23 protein-coding genes are annotated in these 25,153 nt (G+C 70.1%); 8 read left to right on the top strand and 15 right to left on the bottom strand.

All coding sequences use genetic code 11. The features are described from left to right. Window positions 1-4 precede the first annotated feature (4 nt). A complete protein-coding gene (gene hslV, locus VO99_RS01425; protein ID WP_046110994.1) occupies window positions 5-553 on the top strand; it encodes an ATP-dependent protease subunit HslV in 549 nt (182 codons plus the stop codon). Then, the gene (hslU, locus tag VO99_RS01420; protein WP_083440273.1) at window positions 550-1,893 is read left to right on the top strand and encodes an ATP-dependent protease ATPase subunit HslU; all 1,344 of its coding nucleotides are present in this window, start codon (window positions 550-552) and stop codon (window positions 1,891-1,893) included. The genes hslV and hslU overlap by 4 nt, the downstream gene beginning before the upstream one ends. 15 nt (window positions 1,894-1,908) lie before the next feature. Here hslU and VO99_RS01415 read toward each other — a convergent pair whose 3' ends face one another. Continuing rightward, entirely contained in the window at window positions 1,909-2,676 is a 768-nt protein-coding gene (locus tag VO99_RS01415; protein WP_046110992.1) for a type III pantothenate kinase, read from the bottom strand. Between the two features lie 70 nt (window positions 2,677-2,746). After that, window positions 2,747-4,627, bottom strand: coding sequence for an ABCB family ABC transporter ATP-binding protein/permease (locus tag VO99_RS01410; RefSeq protein ID WP_046110991.1), 1,881 nt, complete (start codon window positions 4,625-4,627; stop codon window positions 2,747-2,749). Between the two features lie 40 nt (window positions 4,628-4,667). On the opposite strand from VO99_RS01410, the gene VO99_RS01405 reads away from it, so the two are divergent. Both VO99_RS01405 and VO99_RS01400 read left to right on the top strand, forming a co-directional pair. Further along, window positions 4,668-5,105: an acyl-CoA thioesterase gene (locus tag VO99_RS01405; protein WP_046111219.1), complete on the top strand. Its 438-nt coding sequence runs from the start codon at window positions 4,668-4,670 to the stop codon at window positions 5,103-5,105. A 17-nt stretch (window positions 5,106-5,122) separates the two neighbouring features. Next, the gene (locus VO99_RS01400; RefSeq protein ID WP_046110990.1) at window positions 5,123-6,199 is read left to right on the top strand and encodes a hypothetical protein; all 1,077 of its coding nucleotides are present in this window, start codon (window positions 5,123-5,125) and stop codon (window positions 6,197-6,199) included. On the opposite strand, the gene otsA is transcribed toward VO99_RS01400, so the two are convergent. The 12 genes from otsA to VO99_RS01340 all read right to left on the bottom strand — a co-directional run bounded on the left by otsA (window position 6,200) and on the right by VO99_RS01340 (window position 21,319). Further along, the gene (gene otsA / locus VO99_RS01395; protein WP_046110989.1) at window positions 6,200-7,594 is read right to left on the bottom strand and encodes an alpha,alpha-trehalose-phosphate synthase (UDP-forming); all 1,395 of its coding nucleotides are present in this window, start codon (window positions 7,592-7,594) and stop codon (window positions 6,200-6,202) included. It abuts the gene before it with no gap. A 21-nt stretch (window positions 7,595-7,615) separates the two neighbouring features. After that, a complete protein-coding gene (locus VO99_RS01390) occupies window positions 7,616-9,412 on the bottom strand; it encodes a glycoside hydrolase family 15 protein (protein ID WP_046110988.1) in 1,797 nt (598 codons plus the stop codon). Beyond that, complete coding sequence (gene otsB, locus VO99_RS01385; protein WP_046110987.1) at window positions 9,409-10,224, bottom strand: trehalose-phosphatase; 816 nt, start codon at window positions 10,222-10,224, stop codon at window positions 9,409-9,411. Before otsB ends, VO99_RS01390 begins: the two co-directional genes overlap by 4 nt. Further along, window positions 10,221-11,351, bottom strand: coding sequence for a mechanosensitive ion channel family protein (locus tag VO99_RS01380; RefSeq protein ID WP_046110986.1), 1,131 nt, complete (start codon window positions 11,349-11,351; stop codon window positions 10,221-10,223). The genes otsB and VO99_RS01380 overlap by 4 nt, the downstream gene beginning before the upstream one ends. A 99-nt stretch (window positions 11,352-11,450) precedes the next feature. Further along, window positions 11,451-12,212 (bottom strand): enoyl-CoA hydratase, encoded by a 762-nt coding sequence (locus tag VO99_RS01375; protein WP_046110985.1) that lies wholly within the window; start codon window positions 12,210-12,212, stop codon window positions 11,451-11,453. Window positions 12,213-12,223: 11 nt separating this feature from the next. After that, on the bottom strand, window positions 12,224-13,423 hold the full coding sequence (locus VO99_RS01370) for an acetyl-CoA C-acyltransferase (protein WP_046110984.1): 1,200 nt from the start codon (window positions 13,421-13,423) through the stop codon (window positions 12,224-12,226). Window positions 13,424-13,438: 15 nt separating this feature from the next. Continuing rightward, window positions 13,439-15,832 (bottom strand): 3-hydroxyacyl-CoA dehydrogenase NAD-binding domain-containing protein, encoded by a 2,394-nt coding sequence (locus VO99_RS01365; RefSeq protein WP_046110983.1) that lies wholly within the window; start codon window positions 15,830-15,832, stop codon window positions 13,439-13,441. Between the two features lie 15 nt (window positions 15,833-15,847). Continuing rightward, window positions 15,848-16,285, bottom strand: coding sequence for a DUF2147 domain-containing protein (locus VO99_RS01360; protein ID WP_046110982.1), 438 nt, complete (start codon window positions 16,283-16,285; stop codon window positions 15,848-15,850). 11 nt (window positions 16,286-16,296) lie between these two features. After that, window positions 16,297-18,087, bottom strand: coding sequence for an acyl-CoA dehydrogenase C-terminal domain-containing protein (locus tag VO99_RS01355; protein ID WP_046110981.1), 1,791 nt, complete (start codon window positions 18,085-18,087; stop codon window positions 16,297-16,299). An 82-nt stretch (window positions 18,088-18,169) separates the two neighbouring features. After that, window positions 18,170-18,841 (bottom strand): TetR/AcrR family transcriptional regulator, encoded by a 672-nt coding sequence (locus VO99_RS01350; protein ID WP_046111218.1) that lies wholly within the window; start codon window positions 18,839-18,841, stop codon window positions 18,170-18,172. A 124-nt stretch (window positions 18,842-18,965) separates the two neighbouring features. Then, window positions 18,966-19,982 (bottom strand): FHA domain-containing protein, encoded by a 1,017-nt coding sequence (locus VO99_RS01345; protein ID WP_046110980.1) that lies wholly within the window; start codon window positions 19,980-19,982, stop codon window positions 18,966-18,968. After that, window positions 19,952-21,319, bottom strand: a complete 1,368-nt coding sequence (locus tag VO99_RS01340) for a S1 family peptidase (RefSeq protein WP_046110979.1) — start codon at window positions 21,317-21,319, stop codon at window positions 19,952-19,954. Before VO99_RS01340 ends, VO99_RS01345 begins: the two co-directional genes overlap by 31 nt. Before the next feature lie 128 nt (window positions 21,320-21,447). Here VO99_RS01340 and VO99_RS01335 point away from each other — a divergent pair, with 128 nt between their 5' ends. The 4 genes from VO99_RS01335 to VO99_RS01320 all read left to right on the top strand — a co-directional run bounded on the left by VO99_RS01335 (window position 21,448) and on the right by VO99_RS01320 (window position 24,806). Further along, window positions 21,448-22,005 (top strand): HNH endonuclease, encoded by a 558-nt coding sequence (locus VO99_RS01335; RefSeq protein WP_046110978.1) that lies wholly within the window; start codon window positions 21,448-21,450, stop codon window positions 22,003-22,005. A gap of 103 nt (window positions 22,006-22,108) precedes the next feature. After that, window positions 22,109-22,720 (top strand): outer membrane lipoprotein, encoded by a 612-nt coding sequence (locus VO99_RS01330; protein ID WP_232315228.1) that lies wholly within the window; start codon window positions 22,109-22,111, stop codon window positions 22,718-22,720. Window positions 22,721-22,779: 59 nt separating this feature from the next. Beyond that, window positions 22,780-23,499 carry a c-type cytochrome gene (locus tag VO99_RS01325; protein ID WP_046110977.1) on the top strand — a complete coding sequence of 240 codons (720 nt, stop codon included), beginning with the start codon at window positions 22,780-22,782 and terminating at the stop codon, window positions 23,497-23,499. Then, window positions 23,496-24,806 carry a c-type cytochrome gene (locus VO99_RS01320; protein ID WP_046110976.1) on the top strand — a complete coding sequence of 437 codons (1,311 nt, stop codon included), beginning with the start codon at window positions 23,496-23,498 and terminating at the stop codon, window positions 24,804-24,806. The genes VO99_RS01325 and VO99_RS01320 overlap by 4 nt, the downstream gene beginning before the upstream one ends. A 10-nt stretch (window positions 24,807-24,816) precedes the next feature. Here VO99_RS01320 and VO99_RS01315 read toward each other — a convergent pair whose 3' ends face one another. Next, on the bottom strand, window positions 24,817-25,056 hold the full coding sequence (locus VO99_RS01315) for a hypothetical protein (protein ID WP_046110975.1): 240 nt from the start codon (window positions 25,054-25,056) through the stop codon (window positions 24,817-24,819). Window positions 25,057-25,153 lie beyond the last annotated feature (97 nt).

Here is a 25,153-nt window from a genome sequence, read left to right as displayed (position 1 = left end):
CTCCATGGACTCACAAACCCCGGTGTTTCACGGCACCACCATCGTCAGCGTGCGACGTGGCAACCTGGTCGCGCTCGGCGGCGACGGGCAGGTCACGCTCGGCAACATCGTCGTCAAATCCACCGCCCGCAAGGTGCGCAAGCTCTACCGCGACCAGGTGCTGGCCGGTTTTGCCGGCGCCACGGCCGATGCGTTCACGCTGTTCGAGCGTTTCGAAGCCAAGCTGGAGAAGCACCAGGGCCACCTGGTGCGCGCCGCCATCGAGCTGACCAAGGACTGGCGCACCGACCGCGTGCTGCGCCGCCTGGAAGCCATGCTGGCGGTGGCTGACCGCCAGGCCTCGCTCATCATCACCGGCAACGGCGACGTGCTGGAGCCCGAGAACGGCATCATTTCCATCGGCTCCGGCGGCCCGTATGCACAGGCCGCGGCCAAGGCGCTGCTGGAGCACACCGAACTGCCGCCGCAGGACGTGGTCAAGCAGGCGCTGGTGATCGCCGGCGACCTGTGCATCTACACCAACCAGAGCCACACCATCGAGGTGCTCGGATGAGCATGACCCCGCAAGAGATCGTTTCCGAGCTGGACCGCCACATCGTCGGCCAGGGCAATGCCAAGCGGGCCGTGGCCATCGCGCTGCGCAACCGCTGGCGCCGCCAGCAGGTGGACGAGAAGCTGCGCGCCGAGATCACGCCGAAGAACATCCTGATGATCGGCCCCACCGGCGTGGGCAAGACCGAGATCGCGCGCCGCCTGGCCAAGCTGGCCGACGCGCCCTTCATCAAGGTGGAAGCCACCAAGTTCACCGAGGTGGGCTACGTGGGCAAGGACGTGGACAGCATCATCCGCGACCTGGTGGACATGGCCGTCAAGCAGGAACGCGAACTGCAAGTACGGCGCAAGCGCAGCGCCGCCGAAGACGCGGCGGAGGACCGCATCCTCGACATCCTGGTGCCGCTGGCACGCACGCCGGCCGTGGGCTTCGACACCACCGCCGCCGCGCCGCCGGCCGACAACACCGCGCGGCAGGTGATGCGCAAGCGCCTGCGCGAGGGCACGCTGGACGACAAGGAGATCGAGATCGACCTGGCCGAGGCCAAGCCGCAGCTCGAGATCATGGGTCCGCAGGGCATGGAGGAGATGGCCGAGCAGCTCAAGGGCCTGTTCTCCCAGATGGGCGCGGGCAAGCGCAAGACGCGCAAGGTGAAGATCGGCGAGGCGCGCAAGCTGCTGGTCGACGAGGAAGCCGCCAAGCTGGTCAACGAGGACGACATCAAGACCGCCGCGCTGCACAACGCCGAGCAGAACGGCATCGTCTTCATCGACGAGATCGACAAGGTGGCTTCGCGCAGCGAGCACGGCGGCGGTGCCGAGGTCTCGCGCCAGGGCGTGCAGCGCGACCTGCTGCCGCTGGTCGAAGGCACCACCGTCAACACCAAGTACGGCATGGTGAAGACGGACCACATCCTGTTCATCGCCTCGGGCGCGTTCCATCTCACCAAGCCCAGCGACCTGATCCCGGAGCTGCAGGGCCGCTTCCCGATCCGGGTGGAGCTGGGCTCGCTGTCGGTGGACGACTTCGAGTCCATCCTCACCAGCACGCATGCCAGCCTGGTCAAGCAGTACGAGGCCCTGCTGGCGACCGAGGGCGTGAAGCTCGACATCACCGCCGACGGCATCCGCCGCCTGGCGCAGATCGCCTTCGACGTGAACGAGCGCACCGAGAACATCGGCGCGCGGCGCCTGTCCACCGTGATGGAGCGGCTGCTGGACGAGGTGAGCTTCGACGCGCCCAACCGCAGCGGCCAGACCGTCACGCTCGATGGCGCGGCGGTGGACGGCAAGCTGTCGGAGCTGTCGCAGAACGAGGACCTGTCGCGCTACATCCTGTAGCGCGCAGATTGCACCCTACAACGCCAGGCGATGGGACTGCATCACCAGCAGTCCGTCGAAGATCAGGGACTCGACCAGCTCATGGTCGACGTCCAGGTCGGGCGCCACCTTCCAGCCGGCACCGCCGGTCACCAGCACGATGGGCGTCTTGCCCGTGCGGGTGCGCAGGTGCCTGTGCATGCGCTCGATGGCGCCGGTGATGGCGAAGGTGCCGCCGCTCGTGAGCGCGTCGGAGGTATTGGTCGGGAACTCGCGCACCTCGCCGGTGGGCACGCGCAGGCCGGCGGTGCCGCTCTCCAGCGCGCGCAGCATGATGCCGTGGCCCGGCAGGATGATGCCGCCGAGGAAGCGGCCGTCCGGGGTGAGCGCATCCACCGTCACCGCGGTGCCCATCATCACCACCAGCACCGGCCGGTGCGAGCCGCGCGAGCGCATGTGCCAGTGCGCGCCGATCAATGAAGTCCAGCGGTCGGCGCCCAGCCGGCTGGGATGGTCGTAGCCATTGACGATGCCGCCCTCGTGCGCGCCGGGCACCACCCAGCGCGGCGTGAAGTCCCACAGCTCCAGCTGCTCCTCCACGCGGCGGCGCACCGCGTCACCGGCCACGTTGCAGCCCAGCATGCTGGTGGGATGTGGCAGCCTGGCCCATGCGCCCTCGGCCAGCTCGTCGATGGTTTCAAGAAAGGCCGCGCCGTGTTCCAGCAAGGCGGCGCCCGGCGCGGGCGATGCGTACAGCGCCCACTTCAAGCGGGTATTGCCGATGTCGATGGCGAGGAAGCTCATGGCGCAAGGGGAAAGGGACGCGCGATTGTGCCGAATGGTCCGATGCCGCCCGCCTCCGGCAACCCCGGGCTTACGCGGGGGTGGTCTGGCCCGGTGCCTCGGTGGCCGCCTGGCTGTGCTGCAGCCGCCACATGCGGGCATACACGCCGTCCAGCGCCAGCAGCGCCGCATGCGGGCCACGTTCCACCACGCGTCCCTGCTCCATCACCACGATCTCGTGCGCATCCACCACGGTGGACAGCCGGTGCGCGATCACCAGCGCCGTCTTGCCACGCGCGGCGCTTTGCAGCTCGGCCTGGATGGCGCGCTCGTTGGCTGAATCCAGCGCCGAGGTGGCCTCGTCGAAGATCAGGATCGGCGGGTTCTTCAGCAGCGTGCGGGCGATGGCCACGCGCTGCTTCTCGCCGCCGGACAGTTTCAGGCCGCGTTCGCCGACGATGGTGTCGTAGCCCTTGGGCGTGCTGGCGATGAAGTCGTGGATGTGCGCCGCGCGGGCCGCGCCCTCGATCTCGGCCTGCGAGGCCTCCGGCCGGCCGTAGCCGATGTTGTAGGCCACGGTGTCGTTGAACAGCACGGTGTCCTGCGGCACGATGCCGATGGCCGCGCGCAGGCTGGCCTGCGTCACCTGGCGGATGTCCTGCCCGTCGATGGTGATGCGGCCGGCGCCGGCGTCCACGTCGTAGAAGCGGTACAGCAGCCGGGCCAGCGTGCTCTTGCCCGCGCCCGACGGGCCCACCACCGCCACCGTCTTGCCGGGCGGAATCTCGAAGCTCACGTCGTGCAGGATGGGCCGGTGCGCCGCCGCGCCCTGCGGGCCGGCCACGCCGTCGTAGGCGAAGTTCACCTGTTCGAAGCACACGCGGCCCTCGGTGACCTGCAGCGGCGGCGCGCCGGGCACGTCGGCCACCTCGCGCTCGCGCTCCAGCAGCAGGAACATCTTGTCCAGGTCGGCCAGGCCCTGCTTGATCTCGCGGTAGATCACGCCCAGGAAGTTCAGCGGCACGTACAGCTGGATCATGAAGGCGTTGACCATCACCAGGTCGCCCAGCGTCATGCGGCCGGCCACCACGCCCTCGGTGGCGCGCCACAGCATGGCGATCAGCGCGGCGGCGATGATGAGCTGCTGGCCGGTGTTGAGCAGCGACAGGGTGCGCTGGCTCTTCACCGCGGCCCGGCGCAGGTTGTTCAGGCTCTCGTCGTAGCGGCGGGCTTCGAACTGCTCGTTGTTGAAGTACTTGACCGTCTCGTAGTTCAGCAGCGAGTCGATGGCCCGGCTGTGCGCCTTGGAGTCCAGCTCGTTCATCTGCTTGCGGAACTGCGTGCGCCATTCGGTCACCGCCACGGTGAAGCCGATGTACAGCAGCAGCGCCACCAGCGTGATGCCGGCAAACCAGGCATCGAACTTGACGCCCAGCAGCGTCAGCACCATCACCATCTCGATCAGCGTGGGCAGGATGCTGTAGAGCGAGTACGAGAACAGCGACTGCACCGCCCGCGTGCCGCGCTCGATGTCGCGCGTCATGCCGCCGGTCTGGCGCTCCAGGTGGAAGCGCAGGCTCAGTGCATGCAGGTGCTGGAACACCTGCAGCGCGATGCTGCGGGTGGTGCCTTCGGTGGCCTTGGCGAACACCAGCTCGCGCAGCTCGGTGAACAGGGAGGTGGACAGCCGCAGCAGCCCGTAGGCCACCAGCAGCCCCACCGGCACCACCAGCATCGACTGCACCGAGCCGGGCTGGATGGACAGCCGGTCCACCAGCTCCTTCAGCAGCAGCGGCACGCCCACGTTGGCCACCTTGGCCAGGATCAGGAACGACAGCGCCAGCCCCACCCGCCAGCGGTACTGCCACAGGTAGGGCAGCAGGCGGGCCAGGGTGCCCCAATCGGAGCGGCGCTGCGTGGGATCGGCAGCGGCCGAAGGCGGCATGTGGGACGAGCTGGCGGCGGCGCGCATCGTGTGAGAATGATTTTTCGAAGAACAGAAGAGCCCGATGATGCCCAACTCCACCGATTCCAGTGCGCCGCCGGCCGCCACGCCCTTGCAGTTGCCCGACGACAAGGAGCTGGTGCTGCGTGTCATCCCGATGCCGGCCGACGTCAACGGCAACGGCGACATCTTCGGCGGCTGGGTGATGGCCCAGGTCGACCTGGCCGGTGCGGTCCTGCCTTCGCGCATTGCCCAGGGCCGGCTGGCCACTGTCGCGGTGAAGGAGTTCGTGTTCAAGCAGCCGGTGCGCGTGGGCGACCTGCTGAGCTTCTATGCCGAGATCGTGCGCATCGGCCACACCAGCATCACCGTGGACGTGGAGGTGTATGCCCAGCGCCTGCGGCCGCAGGAAGAGGTGGTGAAGGTCACCGAGGCCACGCTGACCTACGTGGCCACGGATGCCGAAGGCAAGCCTCGGCCGGTGCCGCGCCCGCCCGCGGCCTGATGGCGGCCTGAGCACCGATGTTCAAGGCCCTGCGAGTGCCGGAACGGCTGTTCCGGCTGGTGATGTGGCTGGTGTCGCTGGCCTTCGCCGGCTTCCTGGTAGGGCTGGGCGGCAACCTGGTGGCCGACCTGCCCAAGGTCGAGACGCAGATCACCGTCGAGGACTTCGTGGCCGACAAGGCCGCGCTGCAGCAAGCCCGCACTGGCCAGCAGCAGCTGGACCGCCGCAGCACCGAGCTGCGGGAGCAGCGCGAGCAGGCCCAGCTAGCGCTGCAGGCCGCCACCAATGCCTACCAGTCGGCCCGCTCGGCCTACGGCAACTGGCTGGCCACCCGCACCGCCACCACCGATCCGCAGCAGGACCCGCAGGTCATCCAGCGCACCCGCGAGCTGGACACGCTGAAGACCCGGGAACGCCAGGCCCAGGCCGCGGTGGAGGCACTGGACAAGGCACTGCTGGACACCCGCCAGGCGCGCCTGGCCAGCGAGGCCACGGAAAGCGCGCTGCTGGCCGATGCGCAGGAAGCGTGGCGCAGCGCGATGCGGGCGCAGGAGCTGCGCGTATTCGGCCTGCGGCTCGCGCTCACCCTGCCGCTGCTGCTGATCGCCGGCTGGCTGCTGGCCCGCCAGCGCGGCAGCGACTACTGGCCGTTGATGCGCGGCTTCGTGCTGTTCGCGGCCTTCACCTTCTTCTTCGAACTGGTGCCCTACCTGCCCAGCTACGGCAGTTACGTGCGCTACGGCGTGGGCGTGCTGCTGACCGGCGTGGCCGGCCATTACCTGGTCAAGGCGATGCGCCGCTACTTGGCGCGCCGGGCGGAGGTGGAGCAGCAGAGCGAGCAGCAGCGCCGCCAGGCCCTGGGCACCGAAGCCGCGCTCAAGCGCCTGGCTGGTGGCGTGTGCCCGGCCTGCGAACGCGCGGTGCTGACCACCGGCGACGTTCAACCCGACTTCTGCGTGCACTGCGGGCTGGGCCTGTTCGACCGCTGCGGCACCTGCAGCACGCGCAAGAACGCGTTCTTCCATTACTGCCCGAAGTGCGGCACGCGGGCCGAGGGCGGGTCGCTGCCGCCAGCGGGGGCGGCGGCAGCCTGATCACACCACCGGCGGCGGCGGTGCGGCTTCGGCCAGCACGCCGAGGAAGTCCTTCCGCCACGCATGCACGTCGTACTCGCGGATGCGCTTGAGCAGCGCGGCATGCCGCTCGCGCCGCTCCGCCAGCGGCATCTGCAGCGCGCGCTGGATGGTCTGGGCGGTGGCGGGGATGTCGTAGGGGTTGACCAGCAGCGCCTCGCGCATCTGCTCGGCGGCACCGGCGAAGCGCGACAGCACCAGCACGCCGGGGTCGTCCTCGTCCTGCATGGCCACGTACTCCTTGGCCACCAGGTTCATGCCGTCGCGCAGCGGCGTGACCAGCGCCACCTTGGCGGCGCGGTACAGGCCGGGCAGGCGCTTGCGGGCCCAGGTGCGGTGCATGTAGCGGATCGGCATCCAGGCCAGCTCGCCGTAGGTGCCGTTGATCTCGCCGGCCAGGCCTTCCAGCTCGTGGCGGATGTCGGCATACGCGTCCACGCTTTCACGCGTGGGGCTGGCAATCTGGATCAGCGTGGCGCTGTTGCGGTTCTCGGGGTAGTTGTCCAGCAGCTCGCGGAAGGCGCGCAGCCGGCGCGGCAGGCCCTTGGAATAGTCCAGCCGGTCGATGCCCACCAGCAGCCTTCGGTGCGCGTATTGCTGCTTGAGCGTGGCCTCGGTCTCGCGGGATTCGGCAGACTCGGCCAGGCCCTGGAACTCGTCCACGTCGATGCCGATGGGGAAAGCCTGCGCCCGCATCGTGCGGCCGTAGGCGCTGAAGCGGCCGTCGGGCAGGCGCTCGGCATGGGCCTCGCCCACCAGGAAGCGTGCGAAGTGATCGGCGTCCTCATGCGTCTGCAGGCCCACCAGGTCGTAGGCGAAGAAGGAGCGCATCAGCCACTCGTGCCCCGGGATGGCGGCCAGGATGGGCGGTGGCGGCAGCGGGATGTGCAGGAAGAAGCCGATGCGCTGCCTGCAGCCCAGCGAGCGCAGCTCCGAGGCCAGCGGGATCAGGTGGTAGTCGTGCACCCAGATCACGTCGTCGTCGCGCAGCAGCGGCGCCAGCTTGCGCGCGAAGAGGCGGTTGACGCGTTGGTAACCGGCGAAGAAGCCGCTGCCGAAGTCGGCCAGGTCCAGCCGGTAATGGAAGGCCGGCCACAGCGCCTGGTTGGAGTAGCCGGTGTAGTAGGTGTCGTGGTCCTCGCGGGAGAGGTCGATGGTCACCAGCTCCACATTGCCGGCACGCTGCTGGTGCAGCTCGCCTTCGCCGGAGGCGCCCCCTTCGACGATCTTGCCGCTCCAGCCAAACCACAGGCCGCCGCTGGTGGCCAGCGCATCGCCCAGGGCCACGGCCAGGCCGCCGGCGGCCACCTTGCGCGGGTCGCTCACGCGGTTGGATATCACTACGAGACGGGACACGGTACTTCCTCCTCCAAAGCTTCAGATCCGCGAATCCCACGGCGCCGACAGGCGCACCGCGGCATTCACGATGCCTACCATCGAGTAGGTCTGCGGGAAGTTGCCCCACAGCTCGCCCGTGGCGGGATGGGTGTCCTCGGACAGCAGGCCCAGCGGGTTGCGGCTGACCAGCAGCGCTTCGAAGATCTCGCGCGCCTGCGCGGTGCGGCCGATGCGGGCCAGTGCATTGATGCGCCAGAAGGCGCAGATGTTGAACGCCGTCTCCGGGCGGCCGAAGTCGTCGGGTGCCTCGTAGCGGCGCATGAAGGGGCCTTCGCACAGCGCGGCCTCCAGCGCATCCACCGTCGAGACGAAGCGTGGGTCGGTCGGATCGAGGATGCCCACCTCGGCCATCAGCAGCACGCTGGCGTCCAGCTCATGGCCGCCGAAGGTGGCGGCATACGCCTGGCGCTTGTCGCTCCAGGCATGGCGCAGGATCTTGTCGCGGATGATGTCGGCCCGCTCGTGCCACAGCGCGGCGCGGTCGTGCAGGCCGAACACCACGGCGATCTTGGCCAGCCGGTCGCAGGCGGCCCAGTTCATCAGCACGGAGGAGGTGTGCACCTCGCTGCGCGTGCGCAGCTCCCACATGCCGGCGTCGGGCTGGTCGTGGATGGCGAAGGCGCGCTCGCCCACCGCTTCCATCAGGTTGAATTCCTGCAGCGTGCCGCGGCGCAGCAGCCGCGTGTCGTGGAAGGCCTGGGCCGCGCCCAGCACGATGTTGCCGTACACGTCGAACTGGAAGTGCTCGTACGCCTGGTTGCCCACCCGCACCGGCCGGTGGCCGCGATAGCCCGAGAGATGCGGCAGCTCGCGCTCCACCAGCTCATGCTCCAGCCCGATGCCGTACAACGGCTGCACATGGCCGCCGGCCATGTCGCCGATGGCGTCGCGCAGCCAGCGCAGGTAGTCCTCCATCGTGTCCACTTCGGACAGGCTGTTGAGCGCCCGCACCACGAAGAAGGCGTCGCGGATCCAGCAGAAGCGGTAGTCCCAGTTGCGCTGGCTGCCCGGCGCCTCGGGGATGCTGGTGGTCATCGCGGCGACGATGGCGCCGGTGTCCTCATAGAGGCACATCTTCAGCGTGATGGCGGCGCGGATCACCGCCGATTGCCATTCCAGCGGCACCGCCAGCGCGCGCGCCCAGGCGCGCCAGTAGGCGATGGTGTGCTCCTCCAGCAGCCGGGCGGTGTCCTCGATGGCGGCATGCACCGCCTCGTCGGGGCCCAGGATCATGCTGATCGGCTGCGTGAGCGTGAACGGCGTCTCGTCGATCACGTAGGTGATCGGCGCATTGGTGGTCAGCCGCAGCGTTGATTCGCTGCCGACGTAGCGGATGTGGTCGCTGCCGCGGGTGACCTGCGGCGCCTCGGCGCCATAGTCGCTGCGTGGCCGCAGCACGATGCGCACCCGCGGTGCGCCCTGCAGCGCCCGCACCCGGCGTACCAGCGTCAACGGCCGGAAGGGCCGGCCGTGCAGCATGTAGCGGGGCGCGAAGTCGGTGATCTCCACCGCGCCGCCATCGGCGTCGAACAGCCGGGTGCGCAGCACGCCGGTGTTGTCCTCGTAGGCCTGCTCGCTGCGCGCCTGGCCCTCCAGGCACACCTGCCAGCTGCCGTCGGGCTGCAGGCCCTGGGCCGAATCCAGCAGCGCATGGAACACCGGGTCGCCGTCGTAGCGCGGGTAGCAGCACCAGACGATGCGCGCCTGGTCGTCGATCAGCGCGCTGATCGAGCAATTGCCGATGATGCCGAGGTTCAGCGTGGCCGGTGGTGTCATGCGAGGGGCTGGGGTGGCGGGCTGCCGCCACCCGGCGCGGGCAAACGGCGCACCGCCTCCCCCAGCCACCGCGAGACGGCATCGATGTCTTCCAGCCAATAGCGTGCCTGCGTAGCCCCGGGGCCCACCCGCACGCCGAAGCCGCCGGCCGCCTGCGCGGCGGCGATGCCGTCCTCGTCGGTCACGTCGTCGCCCACGTACACCGGCAGCCGGCCGGTGAAGCGTTCGTCGGCCTGCAGCGCCACCAGCGCCACGCCCTTGGACACCTTGCGCTGCTTGATCTCGTACACGCAGTGGCCGGCCATGATCTGCCAGGTGAGCGCCTGCGGCAGCGCACCCAGCGCCGCCTGCAAGGTGTCGTGGCACAGCTCGCCCAGCAGCGGTCGCGAGCGGTAGTGCAGCGCAAAGCCGCCGGTCTTGGGCTCGAACAGCAGGCCGGGGTGCTGCGCCACCAGCGCCTGCGCCGCGGCCACCAGCGGCGCGGGCGGCTCGGCCGCCTCCACCCGCAGCAGGCCGTCGCTGCCGCGCCGTTCCACCCCGTGCACGCCGGCGGCCGGCAGCACCAGCGGTGCCAGGAAGCCGTCGATCTGCGCCACCGGTCGGCCGCTGACCACCGCGACCGCGCCGTCCAGCGCGCCGTGCAGGTGCTGCAGCGTGGGCAGCACCCAGCCGGGCACCTGCACGTCCTGCGGCCGCGGCGCCAGCGGGGCCAGCGTGCCGTCGAAGTCGATGAACAGCGCGGCATGCGGCGGCAGCGGTGGCGGCGCGATGCGCTCGGATTGGGCAGGCGGTGGGGTCTGGTCAGGGGTCATGGCGCGGGCGAAACGGTGGCAGGCACCGCTTCTCCGGGCGATTGACGTGCCCGGAAGGCTTCGTCGCCGTGCGGCACCACTTCCGGCTCCAGCCGCTGGCTGCGCCATTGCGGCAGATGCCGCGGATGGTGGCGCTGGATGAAGGTGAGCAGGCCTTCGCGCACCTCGCAGCGCAGGTCCCAGGCCTTGCCGGAATCGGTGGCGGTGACCAGCACGCGCAACTGCATGGTGCGCTCGCCGGCCTCCGTCACCTGCAGCAGGCACAGCCGGCCGTCCCAGTGCGGCGAGGCCTCGCACAGTCGCTGCGCCTCGGCCCGCAGCGGCGCCAGCGGCATCGCATAGTCCACATGCAGGAACACGGTGCCGATGATCTGCGAGGTGCTGCGCGTCCAGTTCTGGAACGGGTGCTCGATGAACCACTGCAGCGGGATGATGAGCCGGCGCTGGTCCCAGATGGCCAGCACCACGTAGGTGCCGGTGATCTCCTCCACCCGGCCCCATTCGCCTTCCACGATCAGCACGTCGTCGATGCGGATGGGCTGCGCCAGCGCGATCTGCAGCCCGGCGATCATGTTGCTGAACAGCGGCCGCGCCGCGATGCCGACCACCAGGCCCGCCACGCCGGCCGAGGCCAGCAGGCTGGCGCCCAGCTGCCGCGCGCCGGGAAAGGTCATCAGGATCATCGCCAGGCCGGCCAGCATCACCGCCACCATCACGGTGCGGGCGAGCACCCGGGCCTGGGTGTGGATGCGGCGGGCATGCAGGTTGTCCTGCACGTCGGCCGGATAGAGGTCGATGACGCCCAGCGCCACGCCCCGCACCGCGCGCGACAGCAGCCAGGTGATGGCCGCGATCAGCAGCACGCCATTGAGGTGCCGCAGCGAGCCCACCAGCGGCAGCGCATCCGGCGCGCCCTGCCACACCACCTGCAGTGCGGCCAGCGGCAGCACCCATTGCGCCGGCGCATCGATCTGCCGCACGACGGCGGAGGCCACCGGCAGGGAGCGGGTGATCCGACGCAACACCATCCGGCCCAGCCGGTGCACCGCCAGGGCCGCCAGCACCACCACGCTGGCCGCCAGCAGCGGCTGCAGCCAGGGCCGCCACAAGATCGGCAAAAATTCCATCCGACACCCTCCATTGTTGCAATGCAGCAAGGTGCGACCGGATGGGGTGGCCGGGGTTCCCCGGCCTTTGTAAAGCGGCGCAAGGTGCGCCGCCGCAGGTCAGAACTTCGAGAAGTCCGGCTTGCGCTTCTGGAAGAACGCCTGGAAGGCCTCGGTGGCTTCGGGGCTGCGCAGGCGCTTGCTGAAGAGCTCGGCTTCCACGCTGATGGCTTCCATCACCGCGGCCTGGTTGGCCCGGCGCAGCAGCTGCTTGCTCTCACGCACCGCGCCGGGCGGCAGGGTGTTGAAGCGCTCGGCGATCCGGCGGGCATGCTTGAGCACCTCGCCGGCCGGCAGCACCGCGTTGGCGATGCCGGCTTCCACCGCCTGCTCGCCGGTGAAGGGGTCGCCCAGCAGCAGCTTCTCGGCGGCGCCGCGCGGGCCCATCAACTGCGGCACCAGCAGGCTGGAAGCGAACTCGGGCACCAGTCCCAGGCCCACGAAGGGCATGGCCAGGCGCGCGTCGTCGGCCACGTAGACGAAGTCGCAGTGCAGCAGCATCGTGGTGCCGATGCCGATGGCGCCGCCCGTCACCGCGGCGATCACCGGCTTGTCGCAGCCCACCAGCGCCTTCATGAAGCGGAACACCGCCGACTCCTCGCCCGCGGGCGGGCGCTGCATGAAGTCCTCCAGGTCGTTGCCCGAGGTGAAGATGCCCGGCTGGCCGGTGATCAGCACCGCGCGCACCGCGTTGTCGGCCTGTGCGTCGCGCAGCGCCTGCGCCATCGCGTCGTACATCGCCTGCGTCAGCGCGTTCTTCTTCTCGGGCCGTGCGATCTCGATAGTGGCCACGCCGTCGACGATGGCGGTCTTGATGGTCATGCGGTTCTCCTTCAGACGCGTTCGAAGATGCCTGCGGCGCCCTGGCCGGTGCCCACGCACATCGTGACCATGCCGTACTTGAGGTTGTGGCGGCGCAGCGCATGCACCACCGTGGCGGCGCGGATGGCGCCGGTGGCACCCAGCGGATGGCCCAGCGCGATGGCGCCGCCCATCGGGTTGACCTTGCTCGCATCCAGCCCCACGCTGCCGATGACGGCCAACGCCTGCGCGGCGAAGGCCTCGTTCAGCTCGATCCAGTCCATCGCATCCAGCGACAGGCCGGCCGACTTCAGCGCCGCGGGAATGGCCTCGATCGGGCCGATGCCCATGATCTCCGGCGCCACGCCCTTGGATGCGAAGCTGACGAAGCGCGCCAGCGGCTGCAGGTTGAACTGCTTGACCGCCTTCTCCGACGCGATGATCAGGCAGCCCGCGCCGTCGCTGGTCTGCGAGCTGTTGCCGGCGGTCACGCTGCCCTTGGCGGCGAACACCGCGCGCAGCTTGGCCAGGCCTTCGATGGAGGTGTCGGGCCGCGGACCTTCGTCCAGCGAGACGGTGCGGGTGCTGGTGCGCACCTCGCCGGTGGCCAGGTCGGGCAGGCGGTCCAGCACCTCCACCGGCACGATCTCGTCGTTGAACTCACCCGCCTGCTGCGCCTTCAGCGCCTTCAGGTGCGACTGCAGCGCGAACTCGTCCTGCCGCTCGCGCGAGACCTTCCACTGCTGCGCCACCTTCTCGGCCGTCAGGCCCATGCCGTAGGCGATGCCGATGTTCTCGTCACGCTCGAAGATGGCCGGGTTGAACGAGGGCTTGTTGCCGCTCATCGGCACCATGCTCATGCTCTCGGCGCCGGCGGCGATCATCACGTCGGCCTCGCCCACGCGGATGCGGTCGGCCGCCATCTGCACCGCGGTCAGGCCCGAGGCGCAGAAGCGGTTGACGGTGACGCCGCCCACCGTGTTGGGTAGGCCGGCCAGCAGCGCGCCGATGCGCGCCACGTTCAGGCCCTGCTCGCCCTCGGGCATCGCGCAGCCGACGATGGCGTCCTCGATGGCCTTGGGGTCGAGGCCCGGCACCTGGGCCATGGCGCCGCGGATGGCGGCCACCAGCAGGTCGTCGGGGCGGGTGTGGCGGAACACGCCGCGGCCCGACTTGCCGATGGGCGTGCGGCTGGCCGCGACGATGTACGCGTCTTGAAGTTGTCGGCTCATGTCGTCGGTCCTCGTTCAGTTGCGGACGGGCTTGCCGGTCTGCAGCATGCCCATGATGCGTTCCTGCGTCTTCGGGTGGTCCAGCAGCGCACAGAAGTGCTTGCGCTCCAGCGCCATCAGGTAGTCCTCGCTGACCATCGCGCCCGCATCCACTTCGCCGCCGCACACCACCTCGGCGATCAGGCTGCCGATGTGGAAGTCGTGCTGGCTGATGAAGCCGCCGTCGCGCATGCCCACCAGCTGCGCCTTGATGGTGGCGATGGCCGAGCGGCCGGCCACCGGGAACAGCTTCTTCATCGGCGCGCGCCAGCCGCTGGCGGCCATCGCCTTGACCTGCTGGCTGGCGACGAACAGCAGCTCGTCCTTGTTCGGCACCACGATGTCGTCTTCCAGCAGCCAGCCCAGCTTGCGGGCCTCCAGCGCGCTGGTGGCCACGCGTGCCGTGGCGGCCGCGGTGAAGCCTTCCTTGGCAAAGGCCAAAATGTCCACGCCCGGTGCCTTCTCGGCCATCTCGGCCGCGCGGCGGGCGATGTAGGCCAGGCCGCCACCGCCCGGGATCAGGCCCACGCCCACTTCCACCAGGCCGACGTAGCTTTCCATCGCGGCCACGCGGCGGGCGCAATGCACCGCCAGCTCGCAGCCGCCGCCCAGCGCCAGGCCACGCACCGCGGCCACCACCGGCACTGCGGCATAGCGGATGCGCAGCATCGCGTCCTGCAGCTTCTTCTCCTCAGGCGCGATGCCCTTGCCGCCACTCTTCATGAAGACCGGCATCAGCGCTTCGAGGTTGGCACCGGCCGAGAACACGTCGTCGGGCGACCAGATCACCAGGCCCTGGTACTTCGCCTCGGCGATCTCCACCGCCTTCAGCAGGCCTTCGGTCACCAGCGGGCTGATCAGGTGCAGCTTGGCGGTGATGCTGGCGATCAGCACCTCGCCATCCAGCGACCAGACGCGGATCTCGTCGTTGCGGAATTCCTCGGTGCCGCTCTTCAGCGCCTCCACCGCGCCGGCGCCCAGCACCGCCTCCGGGAAGGGCTGGCGCTGGTACACCGGCAGCGTGCTGCGCGGCACGAAGCGCGCATGGCGGGCGCTCCAGGAGCCGTCGGGCTGGTGCACGCCGCCCAGGCGCGCCACCGGGCCGTCGGTCACCCACGGCGGCAGCGGCGCATTCGACAGCGTCTTGCCGGCGGCGATGTCCTCGTTGATCCACTCGGCCACCTGCAGCCAGCCGGCGGCCTGCCACAGCTCGAACGGGCCCTGGCTCATGCCGAAGCCCCAGCGCATCGCGAAGTCGATGTCGCGCGCCGAGTCGGCGATGTCGGCCAGGTGCACCGCCACGTAGTGGAAGCTGTCGCGCAGGATGGACCACAGGAACTGCGCCTGCGGGTTCTTCGATTCACGCAGCAGCTTCAGCCGCTCGGCCGCGGGCTTCTTGAGCATGCGGGCCACGATCTCGTCGGCCTTGCCGCCGGCCGGCACATACGTGCCCTGCGCCGCGTCCAGCCGCAGGATGTTCTTGCCTTCCTTCTTGAAGAAGCCGGCGCCGGTCTTCTGGCCCAGCGCGCCCTGCTCGATCAGCTTGGCCAGCACCGGCGGCGTGGCATAGGTGGAGAAGAACGGGTCGTCGGCCAGGTTGTCCTGCAGCGTCTTGATGACGTGGGCCATGGTGTCCAGGCCCACCACGTCGGCGGTGCGGAAGGTGCCCGAGCTGGCGCGGCCCAGCTTCTTGCCCGTCAGGTCGTCCACCACGTCGTAGCCCAGGCCGAACTTCTCGGCCTCGATCATCGTGGCCAGCATGCCGGCGATGCCCACGCGGTTGGCGATGAAGTTGGGCGTGTCGATGGCACGCACCACGCCCTTGCCCAGCGCGCTGGTGACGAAGGTTTCGAGCTGGTCGAGGATCTCCGGCTGCGTGGTGGGCGTGGGAATCAGCTCCACCAGGCTCATGTAGCGCGGCGGGTTGAAGAAGTGGATGCCGCAAAAGCGCGGCTTGATCTCCTCGGGCAACACCTCGCTCAGCTTGGTGATCGACAGGCCCGAGGTGTTCGAAGCGACGATCGCATGCGGCGCCAGGAAGGGCGCGATCTTCTGGTACAGGTCCAGCTTCCAGTCCATGCGCTCGGCGATCGCCTCGATCACCAGGTCGCAGTCGCGCAGCAGCTCGCTGTGTTCCTCGTAGTTGGCCTGCTGGATCAGCACCGCATCTTCCGGCACGCCCAGCGGCGCGGGCTTGAGCTTCTTGAGGTTGTCGACCGCCTTGGTGACGATGCCGTTCTTCGGCCCGGTCTTGGCCGGCAGGTCGAACAGCACCACCGGCACCTTGACGTTGACGAGATGGGCGGCGATCTGCGCGCCCATCACGCCGGCGCCGAGCACGGCCACCTTGCGAACGTTGAATCGGTTCATGAGTCGCTTCTCCGGTTATTCCACGCGCAGCCAGGTCTGCGAACGGCCGAACATCGGCGATCCGATGTAGCCGCGCACCTCCAGCTTCTTGCCGCCTTCGATGGGCTTGAGCAGCGCCTTGTAGGTCTTGCCCTTGTTGGGGTCCAGGATCTCGCCACCGTCCCACACCGTGCCGTCCTTGGCGTTGGCCTTGATGTTGCGCACGATGGCCAGGCCGAGGATCGGCTTGCCCTTGTCGTCACCCTCGCACTTGTCGCACACCGCGTCCTGCTTGGTGGGGTCGAGCAGCTTCTCCACCCGTGCGGTGAACACGCCGCCGTTGTCGGTGATGCGCACCAGCGACTTCTCCTGCTGCGTCTCGTCGTCGATCGTCTTCCACAAGCCGGCCGGCGTCGCCTGGGCCCAGGCCGCTCCGGCGGCGCACAGCAGCGCTGCGATGGCGAATCGTTTCATCGTCCGTCTCCTCAGAACAGGGCTTCGTCCATGGCCATCAGCGGCTCCAGGCCGCTGCGGCAGCTGCGGATCAGGCCGGCCGTCTCGGGCAGCAGCTTGGTGAAGTAGAAGCGCGCGGTGTGCAGCTTGGCGGTGTAGAACGGGTCGCCCGAGTCCTTCTTGGCCAGCGCGGCCTTGGCCATGCGGGCCCAGAAGTAGGCGAACACCAGGTGGCCGGTCACGCGCAGGTAATCCACCGCGGCGGCGCCCACCTCGTCGGGATTGCGCATGGCCTTCATGCCGATCTCGGTGGTCAGCTTGGTCACCTTGTCGCCCAGGTCGGCCAGCGGGTTGATGAACTCCTGCATGTCCTCGTTGACGCCCTCTTCTTCCACGAAGGCGGCCACCTTCTTGCCGAAGGCCTTGAGCTTCTTGCCGCCGTCGGCCAGCACCTTGCGGCCCAGCAGGTCCAGCGACTGGATGGTGTTGGTGCCCTCGTAGATCATGTTGATGCGCGAATCACGCACCAGCTGCTCCATGCCCCACTCGGCGATGTAGCCGTGACCGCCGAACACCTGCATGCAGTGCGAAGTGGCGATCCAGGCGTTGTCGGTGATGAACGCCTTGATGATGGGCGTCAGCAGCGCCACCTCGTCGGCCGCGGCCTGGCGCTCGGCTTCATCCTCGCTGGCCAGCTCGATGTCGAGCTGCAGCGAGGTGTAGGCGCCCATGGCGCGGCCGCCTTCGGCATAGGCGCGGGCGGTGAGCAGCATCTTGCGCACGTCGGGGTGCACGATGATGGGGTCCGCCGCCAGCTCGGGCCGCTTGGGGCCCGACAGGGCGCGCATCTGCACCCGGTCCTTGGCATAGGCCACGGCGTTCTGGTAGGCCACCTCGGTCAGGCCCAGGCTCTGGTTGCCCACGCCCAGGCGGGCGGCGTTCATCATCACGAACATCGCGGCCAGGCCCTTGTGCGGCTGGCCCACCATCCAGCCGCGCGCGCCTTCCAGCGTGATCTGCGCGGTGGCGTTGCCATGGATGCCCATCTTGTGTTCCAGGCCCGTGCAGTACACCGGGTTGCGCTCGCCCAGCGAGCCGTCCGCGTTGGGGATGAACTTGGGCACCACGAACAGCGAGATGCCCTTGCTGCCGGCCGGTGCGTCCGGCAGGCGCGCCAGCACCAGGTGCACGATGTTGGCGGCAAGGTCGTGCTCGCCGGCGGAGATGAAAATCTTGCTGCCGCTGATCTTGTAGCTGCCGTCCTGCTGCGGCTCGGCCTTGCTGCGCAGCAGGCCCAGGTCGGTGCCGCAATGCGGCTCGGTCAGGCACATGGTGCCGGTCCATTCGCCGCTGGTGAGCTTGGGCAGGTAGCGCTGCTGCAGCTCGGGCGAGCCGTGGGCATGCAGCGCCTCGTAGGCGCCGTGCGACAGGCCGGGGTACATCGTCCAGGCCTGGTTGGCCGAGTTCAGCATCTCGTACACGCACTGGTTGAGCGTGACCGGCAGGCCCTGGCCGCCGAAGGCGGGGTCGCAACTCAGCGAAGGCCAGCCGCCTTCCACGTACTGCGCATAGGCTTCCTTGAAGCCGGTGGGCGCCTTCACCTCGTGGGTGGTCTTGTCGAGCACGCAGCCTTCGCGATCACCCGCCTGGTTCAGCGGAAACAGCACCTGCGACGCGAACTTGCCGGCTTCTTCCAGCACCGCGTTGATCGTGTCCGCATCCACCTCGGCATGCTTGGGCAGCGCCTTCAGCGTGCCGGTGGCGTCGAGCAGCTCATGCAGCACGAATTGCATGTCGCGCAGCGGGGGCGTGTATTGGGGCATGGTCGGGTCTCCTCGACAGGTGGCTACGGTTGAACTGGAAACGAAGGAAGGCGGGCCCAGGCGGAAATCGCCGCCGCGTGCTTCAACGAGCCGCTGGTGCCTGGGCGCCGGGCTCGGCGTAGAACTGGACGATGCGCTCGAAGGCATGGCGCGCCCGGTCGCAGGCGCCGGGAATGCGCAGGAACCGTGCGTCGTGATGCAGCGCCAGGATCAGTCCGTGTACTTCAAACAGCACCTGCAGTGCATCGGTATCGGCACGCAGATGGCCGACTTGGATCGCCAGGCGGATGGCGCGGTCCAGTGCGCCCTGCCACGAACGCACCATGTCCGCCAGCGCGTCGCGCACCGGGCCGGGCCGGTCGTCGAACTCCACCGCGCCGCTGATGTAGATGCAGCCGGAATCCACTTCCACCGACACGCGGCGCACCCAGTTGGCGAACAGCGCACGCAGCCGCGGCAGGCCACGCGGCTCGCGGATGGCGGGGAAGAACACCTCTTCCTCGAAACGGTTGTGGTACTCGCGGATGACGGAGATCTGCAGTTCCTCGCGCGAGCCGAAGTGGGCGAAGACGCCCGACTTGCTCATCTGCATGACCTCGGCCAGCACGCCGATGGACAGGCCCTCCAGGCCGGCGCTGGAGGCCAGGCCCAGCGCGGCGTCCAGGATGGCGGCGCGGGTCTGCTGGCCCTTCTGCAGCGGCGGCCGGCCGGCCTTGGCGGCAGCCGGTGGTGCAACGGTGGCGGTGGACTGCAAGGACGACACGGTGCCCAAAAAGAAACGAACGATCGTTCTATTTTGCAGGCATCCACCCCTTTTGGCGCAAGCCCCGCGAGAAATTTTTCTCGGGGCCGCGCCGCCGGCTCCCCCGCGAGGGGGTTTACTGGCCGTCGACTTCCAGGCCGTCGGCGTCCTCGGCTTCCTCGGCGTCGGACTGCGCACGTGCATCCAGCGTGGCGCGCAGGCCGTCGGCCTGCTCCACGAAACGCTCGGGCGCCACCGGGCGGGCGATGCGGAAGCCGGGCTGCGGCAGCACGCTCATGTAGAGCGGGCCGATGAGCGGCTGCTCGTTCTGGTGGCGCAGCGTCATGCCCACCGCGCCAGCGGCGGCCAGCATGCCCACGGCCATGGCGGTGAGCGTCTTGCGCCGCTGCGGCACCACCAGCGCCGCATGGCGCACCAGCCACCACACGCTGCCGGCGGCCATCAGCGGCTCGATGATGCGGAACAGCCCCGGCCAGGCCAGCGCGGCGGCCAGCAGCGGCAGCACGCTGCCCAGCAGCGTGAGGCCGAAGGCAAAGCGCACGGCCACCGCCCAATGCGCCTCGAACTCGAAGCGGTGGCGGAACAGCTTGGACACCGCCGCCCACAGCGCGGCCCACAGCGCCAGCGCCAGCGGCGGCCCGAACACCACCGTCAGCCAGTCGGAGGGGCGGCTGCCCGGGTCCAGCTGCACCCAGTGCTCGGCCAGCAGCATGGCCCACAGCGCCAGCGCCAGGCCCCAGGTGGCCAGCGAGCGGCGGCGGCCGGCGGTGCCGCCCAGCGGCACTTCGGCGGCCAGCACCTCGCCGGGCAGGCGCAGGCGCAGGCGGGTGAGGCCGACCTGCCAGTCCTCGGCGGCCGCCTGCTCCAGCGGCAGGCGTTGCCCGGCCTGCAGCAGCCGACGGCCGACCCGCACGCCGTTGACCGACGGCCCCGCCTGCAGCTGCAGCTCGCCCTGCTCGTCGGGCTGTATCAGCGCATGGCAGGCGGCGATGTGGGGGTCGTCCAGCACCAGGTCGCATTCCAGCCCGCGGCCGATGCGCACCGGCCAGGCCATCACGTCGAACTGCCGCGGCAGGCGCCCGTCGCGCTCGAAGACCTCGATCAGTGCGACGCGGGCTTGTTCGGCAGCCATGCAAATCCCTTCAGGTAGTGGTCGGCCAGGCGCATCGCGTTGTCCCAGCTCACGCCGTGGGCGTCGAAGCGGCCCTGCGCGCCCACGGTGCGCGCGTCCAGCGTGGCGGCCAGCACGCTCATGTCGTACAGGCCCGGCAGCTTGCGGTAGGCCCGCAGGCAGATGACGGAGCGCAGCGGCAGCGCATCAGGGCCTTCCTTCACCTCACCCTCGTGGCAGGCTGGCGCGGTGAGCTGGCGTGTCTTGCCGCCGAAGCCCTCGTTCTGGAAGCTGCCGCTGTAGCGCTCGGCAAAGCGCAGCGCGCCCAGCGCCCGGCCGTCATAAGCCTCGTGGCGCACGCTGAAGTGGCCGGTGAGCAGGCTGCCGTCGATGTAGATGCGGCTGTCCATCGCGCAGTCGGAGCGCTCGAACTCCAGCCCGCGGCTGCCCGGCGGCGTGCTGCCGCCCCAGCAGCGCATGAAGTCCTCCTGCGGCACCGGGATGGCATAGCGCGCATGGCCGGCCTGGCGCCACGGCTGCGCCATGAAGGCGTCGGTCAGCCGCTGCTGGTGTGCCAGCAGCTGGCGCGCGATCTCGCCTTCCATCGGCTGGGTGACCGGCGGCGCGCCGCGGTGCGCCTCGAACAGCGCCTGTGCCGGCGCGGCCGGCACCAGGAAGCTCACCTGCTCGCCGTCGCGGCGGGAGGCCACGTTGACGCCGATGACCCGGCCGCGGTCGTCCAGCGCCGGGCCGCCGCTCATGCCCGAGCTGAGCGAGCCGCCGAAGAAGATGGTGGGCACGAAGCTGCGCTCCACCATGCCGTTGAAGGCGCCCTCCACCACCGCGAAGCCCACGTCCAGCGGATTGCCCAGCGAGAAGATGCGCTCGCCCCGGCCCAGCGGCTGCTGCGCCGGCCGGAACTGCAGCAGCCCGCGCGCGGCCAGCGGCGCGGGCTCCGCCGCCCTCAGCAGCGCCAGGTCGTTGACCACGTCCACCGCCAGCAGCTGCAGCGCGCCGCGCTGGCCGTCGTCGGTGCTGTACACCAGCCGGTAGCGCTGTGGCTGCATGGCCATCATGCTGACCACGTGGTAGTTGGTGATGAAGTGGCCCTCGGTGCTCACCAGGAAGCCAGAGCCCACGGAGGCCTGGCTGTCCTGCGAGCGCAGCAGCGTGCGCACCTGCACCAGCCGCTGGCGGGCACTGTCGTACACCCGCTGGCCGCCGGCCGAGGGCGGCAACACGGCCGAAGCGGCCGGCGCGGCCGGCAAGGCACCGGCCGGCGGGCCGGGCTGGGCTGGCGCACCCAGGGAAAACGCCGTCAGCGCCGCGGCCAGGGCAGCGCGTTGTGATGCATGCATCCGTGCATTCTCGTCCCGTCGCCCCGGCAGGCTGCCGGTGTGGTAGGGATGTTTCACAGCGTGTTGAGTCCTGTCATGTTGACGCGCTATCCTGCGCCAGGGCCCGATCAGGTTCGAAAGTCGCACCCATGGACGTGTTGCAGCTCGATGTGTCAGGACGGCCGCAAGCCTGGATCACCGCGCGCGAAGCGGCGGTGATCTACGCCAGCGACGGCGTCGCCTGGACGCTCGGCGACCCGATGCAGGTGCTGCGTGGCGGCATCCAGCGCACCACCGGCCGGCAATCCACCATCACCGTGCACTCCATCATCGCCGTGCGCGGGGCCGTGCCCAGTCGGGCGTGGCGCCAGGCGCCGGCGCTGTCCAACCACAAGCTCTTCGTGCGCGACCGGCAGGTCTGTGCCTATTGCGGCGGCCACTTCCACGTGGACGACCTGACGCGCGAGCACATCGTGCCCACGTCCCGCGGCGGGGCGGACACCTGGATGAACTGCATCACCGCCTGCAAGTCCTGCAACGGGCGCAAGGGCAACCGCCTGCCCGAGGAAGCCCGCATGACGCTGATGTACCTGCCCTACGTGCCCAGCCTGCACGAGGACATGATCCTTCGCGGCCGCCGCATCCTGGCCGACCAGATGGAATTCCTGCTGGCCAGCGTGCCGCGCTCCAGCCGGCTGCATACCTAGCGTCGCCACAAAACGTTACCTGGCCGACACGAACGGCCCGCGCCGCCGCGGGTCAACTCCCGTGCCCGCTCGCCCGTTTGGATCGGCAGCTCCGGAGACCACGATGAACCGCTCACCCGCCCCGCGCCCCCTGGCCGGGCCGCTCGCCCTGCTGCTGGCCGCCAGCGTGGCCGCCTTCACCACGGCCTGCACCACCACCAGCCCCGACATGGTCCAGCGCGGCGATGCCCAGCGGCTGTCCAGCGTGCAGGACGCCACCGTGCTGTCGGTGCGCCCGGTCACCGTGGATGGCAGCCAGAGCGGCGGCGGCGGCGTCACCGGCGCGTTGGTGGGCGGCGCCCTGGGCGCCAGCCGCAGCCACGGTACCGAGTCGGCGATCATCGGCGTGATCGGCGCGGTGGCCGGCGCGGTCATCGGCAATGCGGTGGAACGCACCGCTACCAAGGAAGACGCCTACGAGATCCTGCTGCAGCTGCCCAGCGGCGAGCGCCGTGCCGTGGTGCAGGCCAAGGGCAACGAGAACTGGCAGCCGGGCGAGCCCGTGATCCTGGTCACCAGCGGCGGCAAGACCCGCGTGACCCGTGCGCCGGCCGGCAGCCAGCCGGTGCGCAGCGCGCCGGCGCCGGTGTATTCGCCGCAGGCACCCGGCTCCAGCGCACCGGCCACGTCACCCACCACCCCGGTGTATTCCCCGGCCGGCCCCACGCGCAGCTGACGGGCGGGGTCGCGGCCCTGCTGGCAGCTGGCCGGCCACCGGGCAGTTAACCTCGGCCCATGGCATCCCGTTTCCTTGCGCTCACGGCGCTCTGGCTGGCCGTCGCCGCGGCATCCGCGCCGGCCGCCGCCCAGGCCACCGCCCCGGTGGTCGATTCCATGGCCCAGCGCATGCAGGCCTGCACCGCCTGCCACGGCAAGGAGGGCCGCGCCGCGCGCGACGGCTACTACCCCCGCATCGCCGGCAAGCCGGCCGGCTACCTGTACAACCAGCTGCTCAACTTCCGCGACGGCCGCCGCCACTACGCGCTGATGGGCGAACTGCTGGTGCCGCTGACCGACACCTACCTGCAGGAAATCGCCGACCACTTCGCTGCCCTGGACCTGCCCTATCCGCCACCGCAGGCGCCTACGGGCAGCGCGGAGGAGCGGGCTCGCGGCCAGCGGCTGGTGACGCAGGGCGACCCCGGCCGCCGCATCCCCGCCTGCGCCAGCTGCCACGGCGCGGCGCTCACCGGCATCGCCCCCGCCGTGCCCGGCCTGCTGGGCCTGCCGCGCGACTACCTGAATGCGCAGCTGGGCGCCTGGCGCACCGGGCAGCGCAAGGCGCATGAGCCGGACTGCATGGGCCAGATCGCCCGTGCGCTGGCACCAGAGGACATCGGCGCCGTCTCGCACTTCCTGGCCGCCCAGCCGCTGCCGGCCAACTCGCATCCGGTGGCCGATGCGCCTGCCGCCTGGCCGATGCGCTGCGGCGGCCTGCCGGAGGCCGCGCGATGAGCCGCCTGCGCAAGACACTGCTCGGCCTGCTGGCGCTGCTGGCCGTGGCCGCCGTGCTCTTCGGCGCGCGGGTGCTGATGGAGCTGCACGATGGCCGCGACGCCGGCCGCCCCGCCGCACCCCGGGCAGCCGCCAACGCCCAGCTGGTGGCCCAGGGCGAATACCTGGCGCGCGCCGGCAACTGCATGGCCTGCCACACCGCACGCGGCGGCGCGCCGGGCGCCGGCGGCGCCAGCATCCCCACGCCCTTCGGCACCGTCTACACCTCCAACATCACGCCCGACGTCGCCACCGGCATCGGCGCCTGGTCGGCGGACGATTTCTGGCTGGCCATGCACGAGGGCCGCTCGCGCGACGGACGGCTGCTGTATCCCGCCTTCCCCTACCCCAACACCACCCATGTGGCACGTGCCGATGCGGATGCGCTGTTCGCCTACCTGCAAAGCCTGCCGCCGGTGGCCTACACGCCGCCGCCGCATGCGCTGCGCTTTCCGGTGAACACCCAGCTGGCGCTGGCCGCCTGGCGCACGCTGTACTTCCGCCCCGGCGAGTTGCGGCCCGATCCGCAGCAATCGGCCGAATGGAACCGCGGCGCCTACCTGGTGCAGGGCCTGGGCCACTGCAATGCCTGCCATGCCACGCGCAACGTGCTGGGCGCCACCCGCAACACGCTGGACCTGGGCGGCGGCCTGATCCCGATGCAGAACTGGTACGCGCCGGCGCTCAATTCGCCGCACGAGGCCGGCGTGGCCGAATGGCCGCAGGCCGACGTGGTGAGCCTGCTGAAGAACGGCATCGCGCCGCAGGGCTCGGTCATCGGCCCGATGGCCGAGGTGGTGCTGCAGAGTACCCAGCACCTCAACGACACCGACCTGCATGCCATGGCCACCTACCTGCGCGCGCTGCCGCAGCAAGGCAGTGCGCCCAAGCCGCGACGCGAAGCCGCCGACTTCGGCGGCGACCGCCTGGTGCGCGGTCAGGCGCTGTACGGCACCCACTGCGCCAGCTGCCATGGCCAGGGCGGCCAGGGCGCCCCGGGCATCTATCCGCGGCTGGCCGGCAACCGCACGGTGACGATGGAGCCGCCCGCCAACCTGGTGCGGGTGGTGCTGGCCGGCGGCTTTCCGCCCGCCACCGCGGGCAACCCGCGGCCGTACGGCATGCCGCCCTTCGCCACCGTCCTCACGGACGACGAGGTGGCCGTGCTGCTGAGCTATGTGCGCAATGCCTGGGGCCACCAGGCCAGCCCGCTCACCACCTACGAGGTCAACCGCTACCGCACCGGCTCCACCGCCGGCAGCTACTGACGCGGCCGGCCTAGATGTCCAGCGTGTAGACCTCGGCCGCGGCGCGCTCCTCACGGCTGTGGCCGCGCAGCGCCGCGTCCCATTCGCTGCCGGTCGCGCCGCGCACGGGCGTGAGCGAGGCCGTCATCACCACCACTTCCTCGGTGGAAGCGTCGATCTCGGTGACCAGGCTGCGCGCCTCGTCGAACAAGCGGGCCACCATGCCGCCGCCGGCGTCGATGATGACCAGGAAACGGGCCGGCTTTTGCATGGCGTGGGGCTGACAGCTACTGCGATGGGCCGACGATACACCGGCCGCCCGATGCGCCCGGCGCAAGGCGCTGATGCATTTTTGTCATTTCGGCTGC

Origin of the sequence: Aquincola tertiaricarbonis, from assembly GCF_000969605.1 — a bacterium.
GTDB classification, from domain to species: Bacteria; Pseudomonadota; Gammaproteobacteria; order Burkholderiales; family Burkholderiaceae_C; genus Aquincola; species Aquincola tertiaricarbonis.
This window is presented reverse-complemented; position numbering and strand designations above follow the sequence as displayed.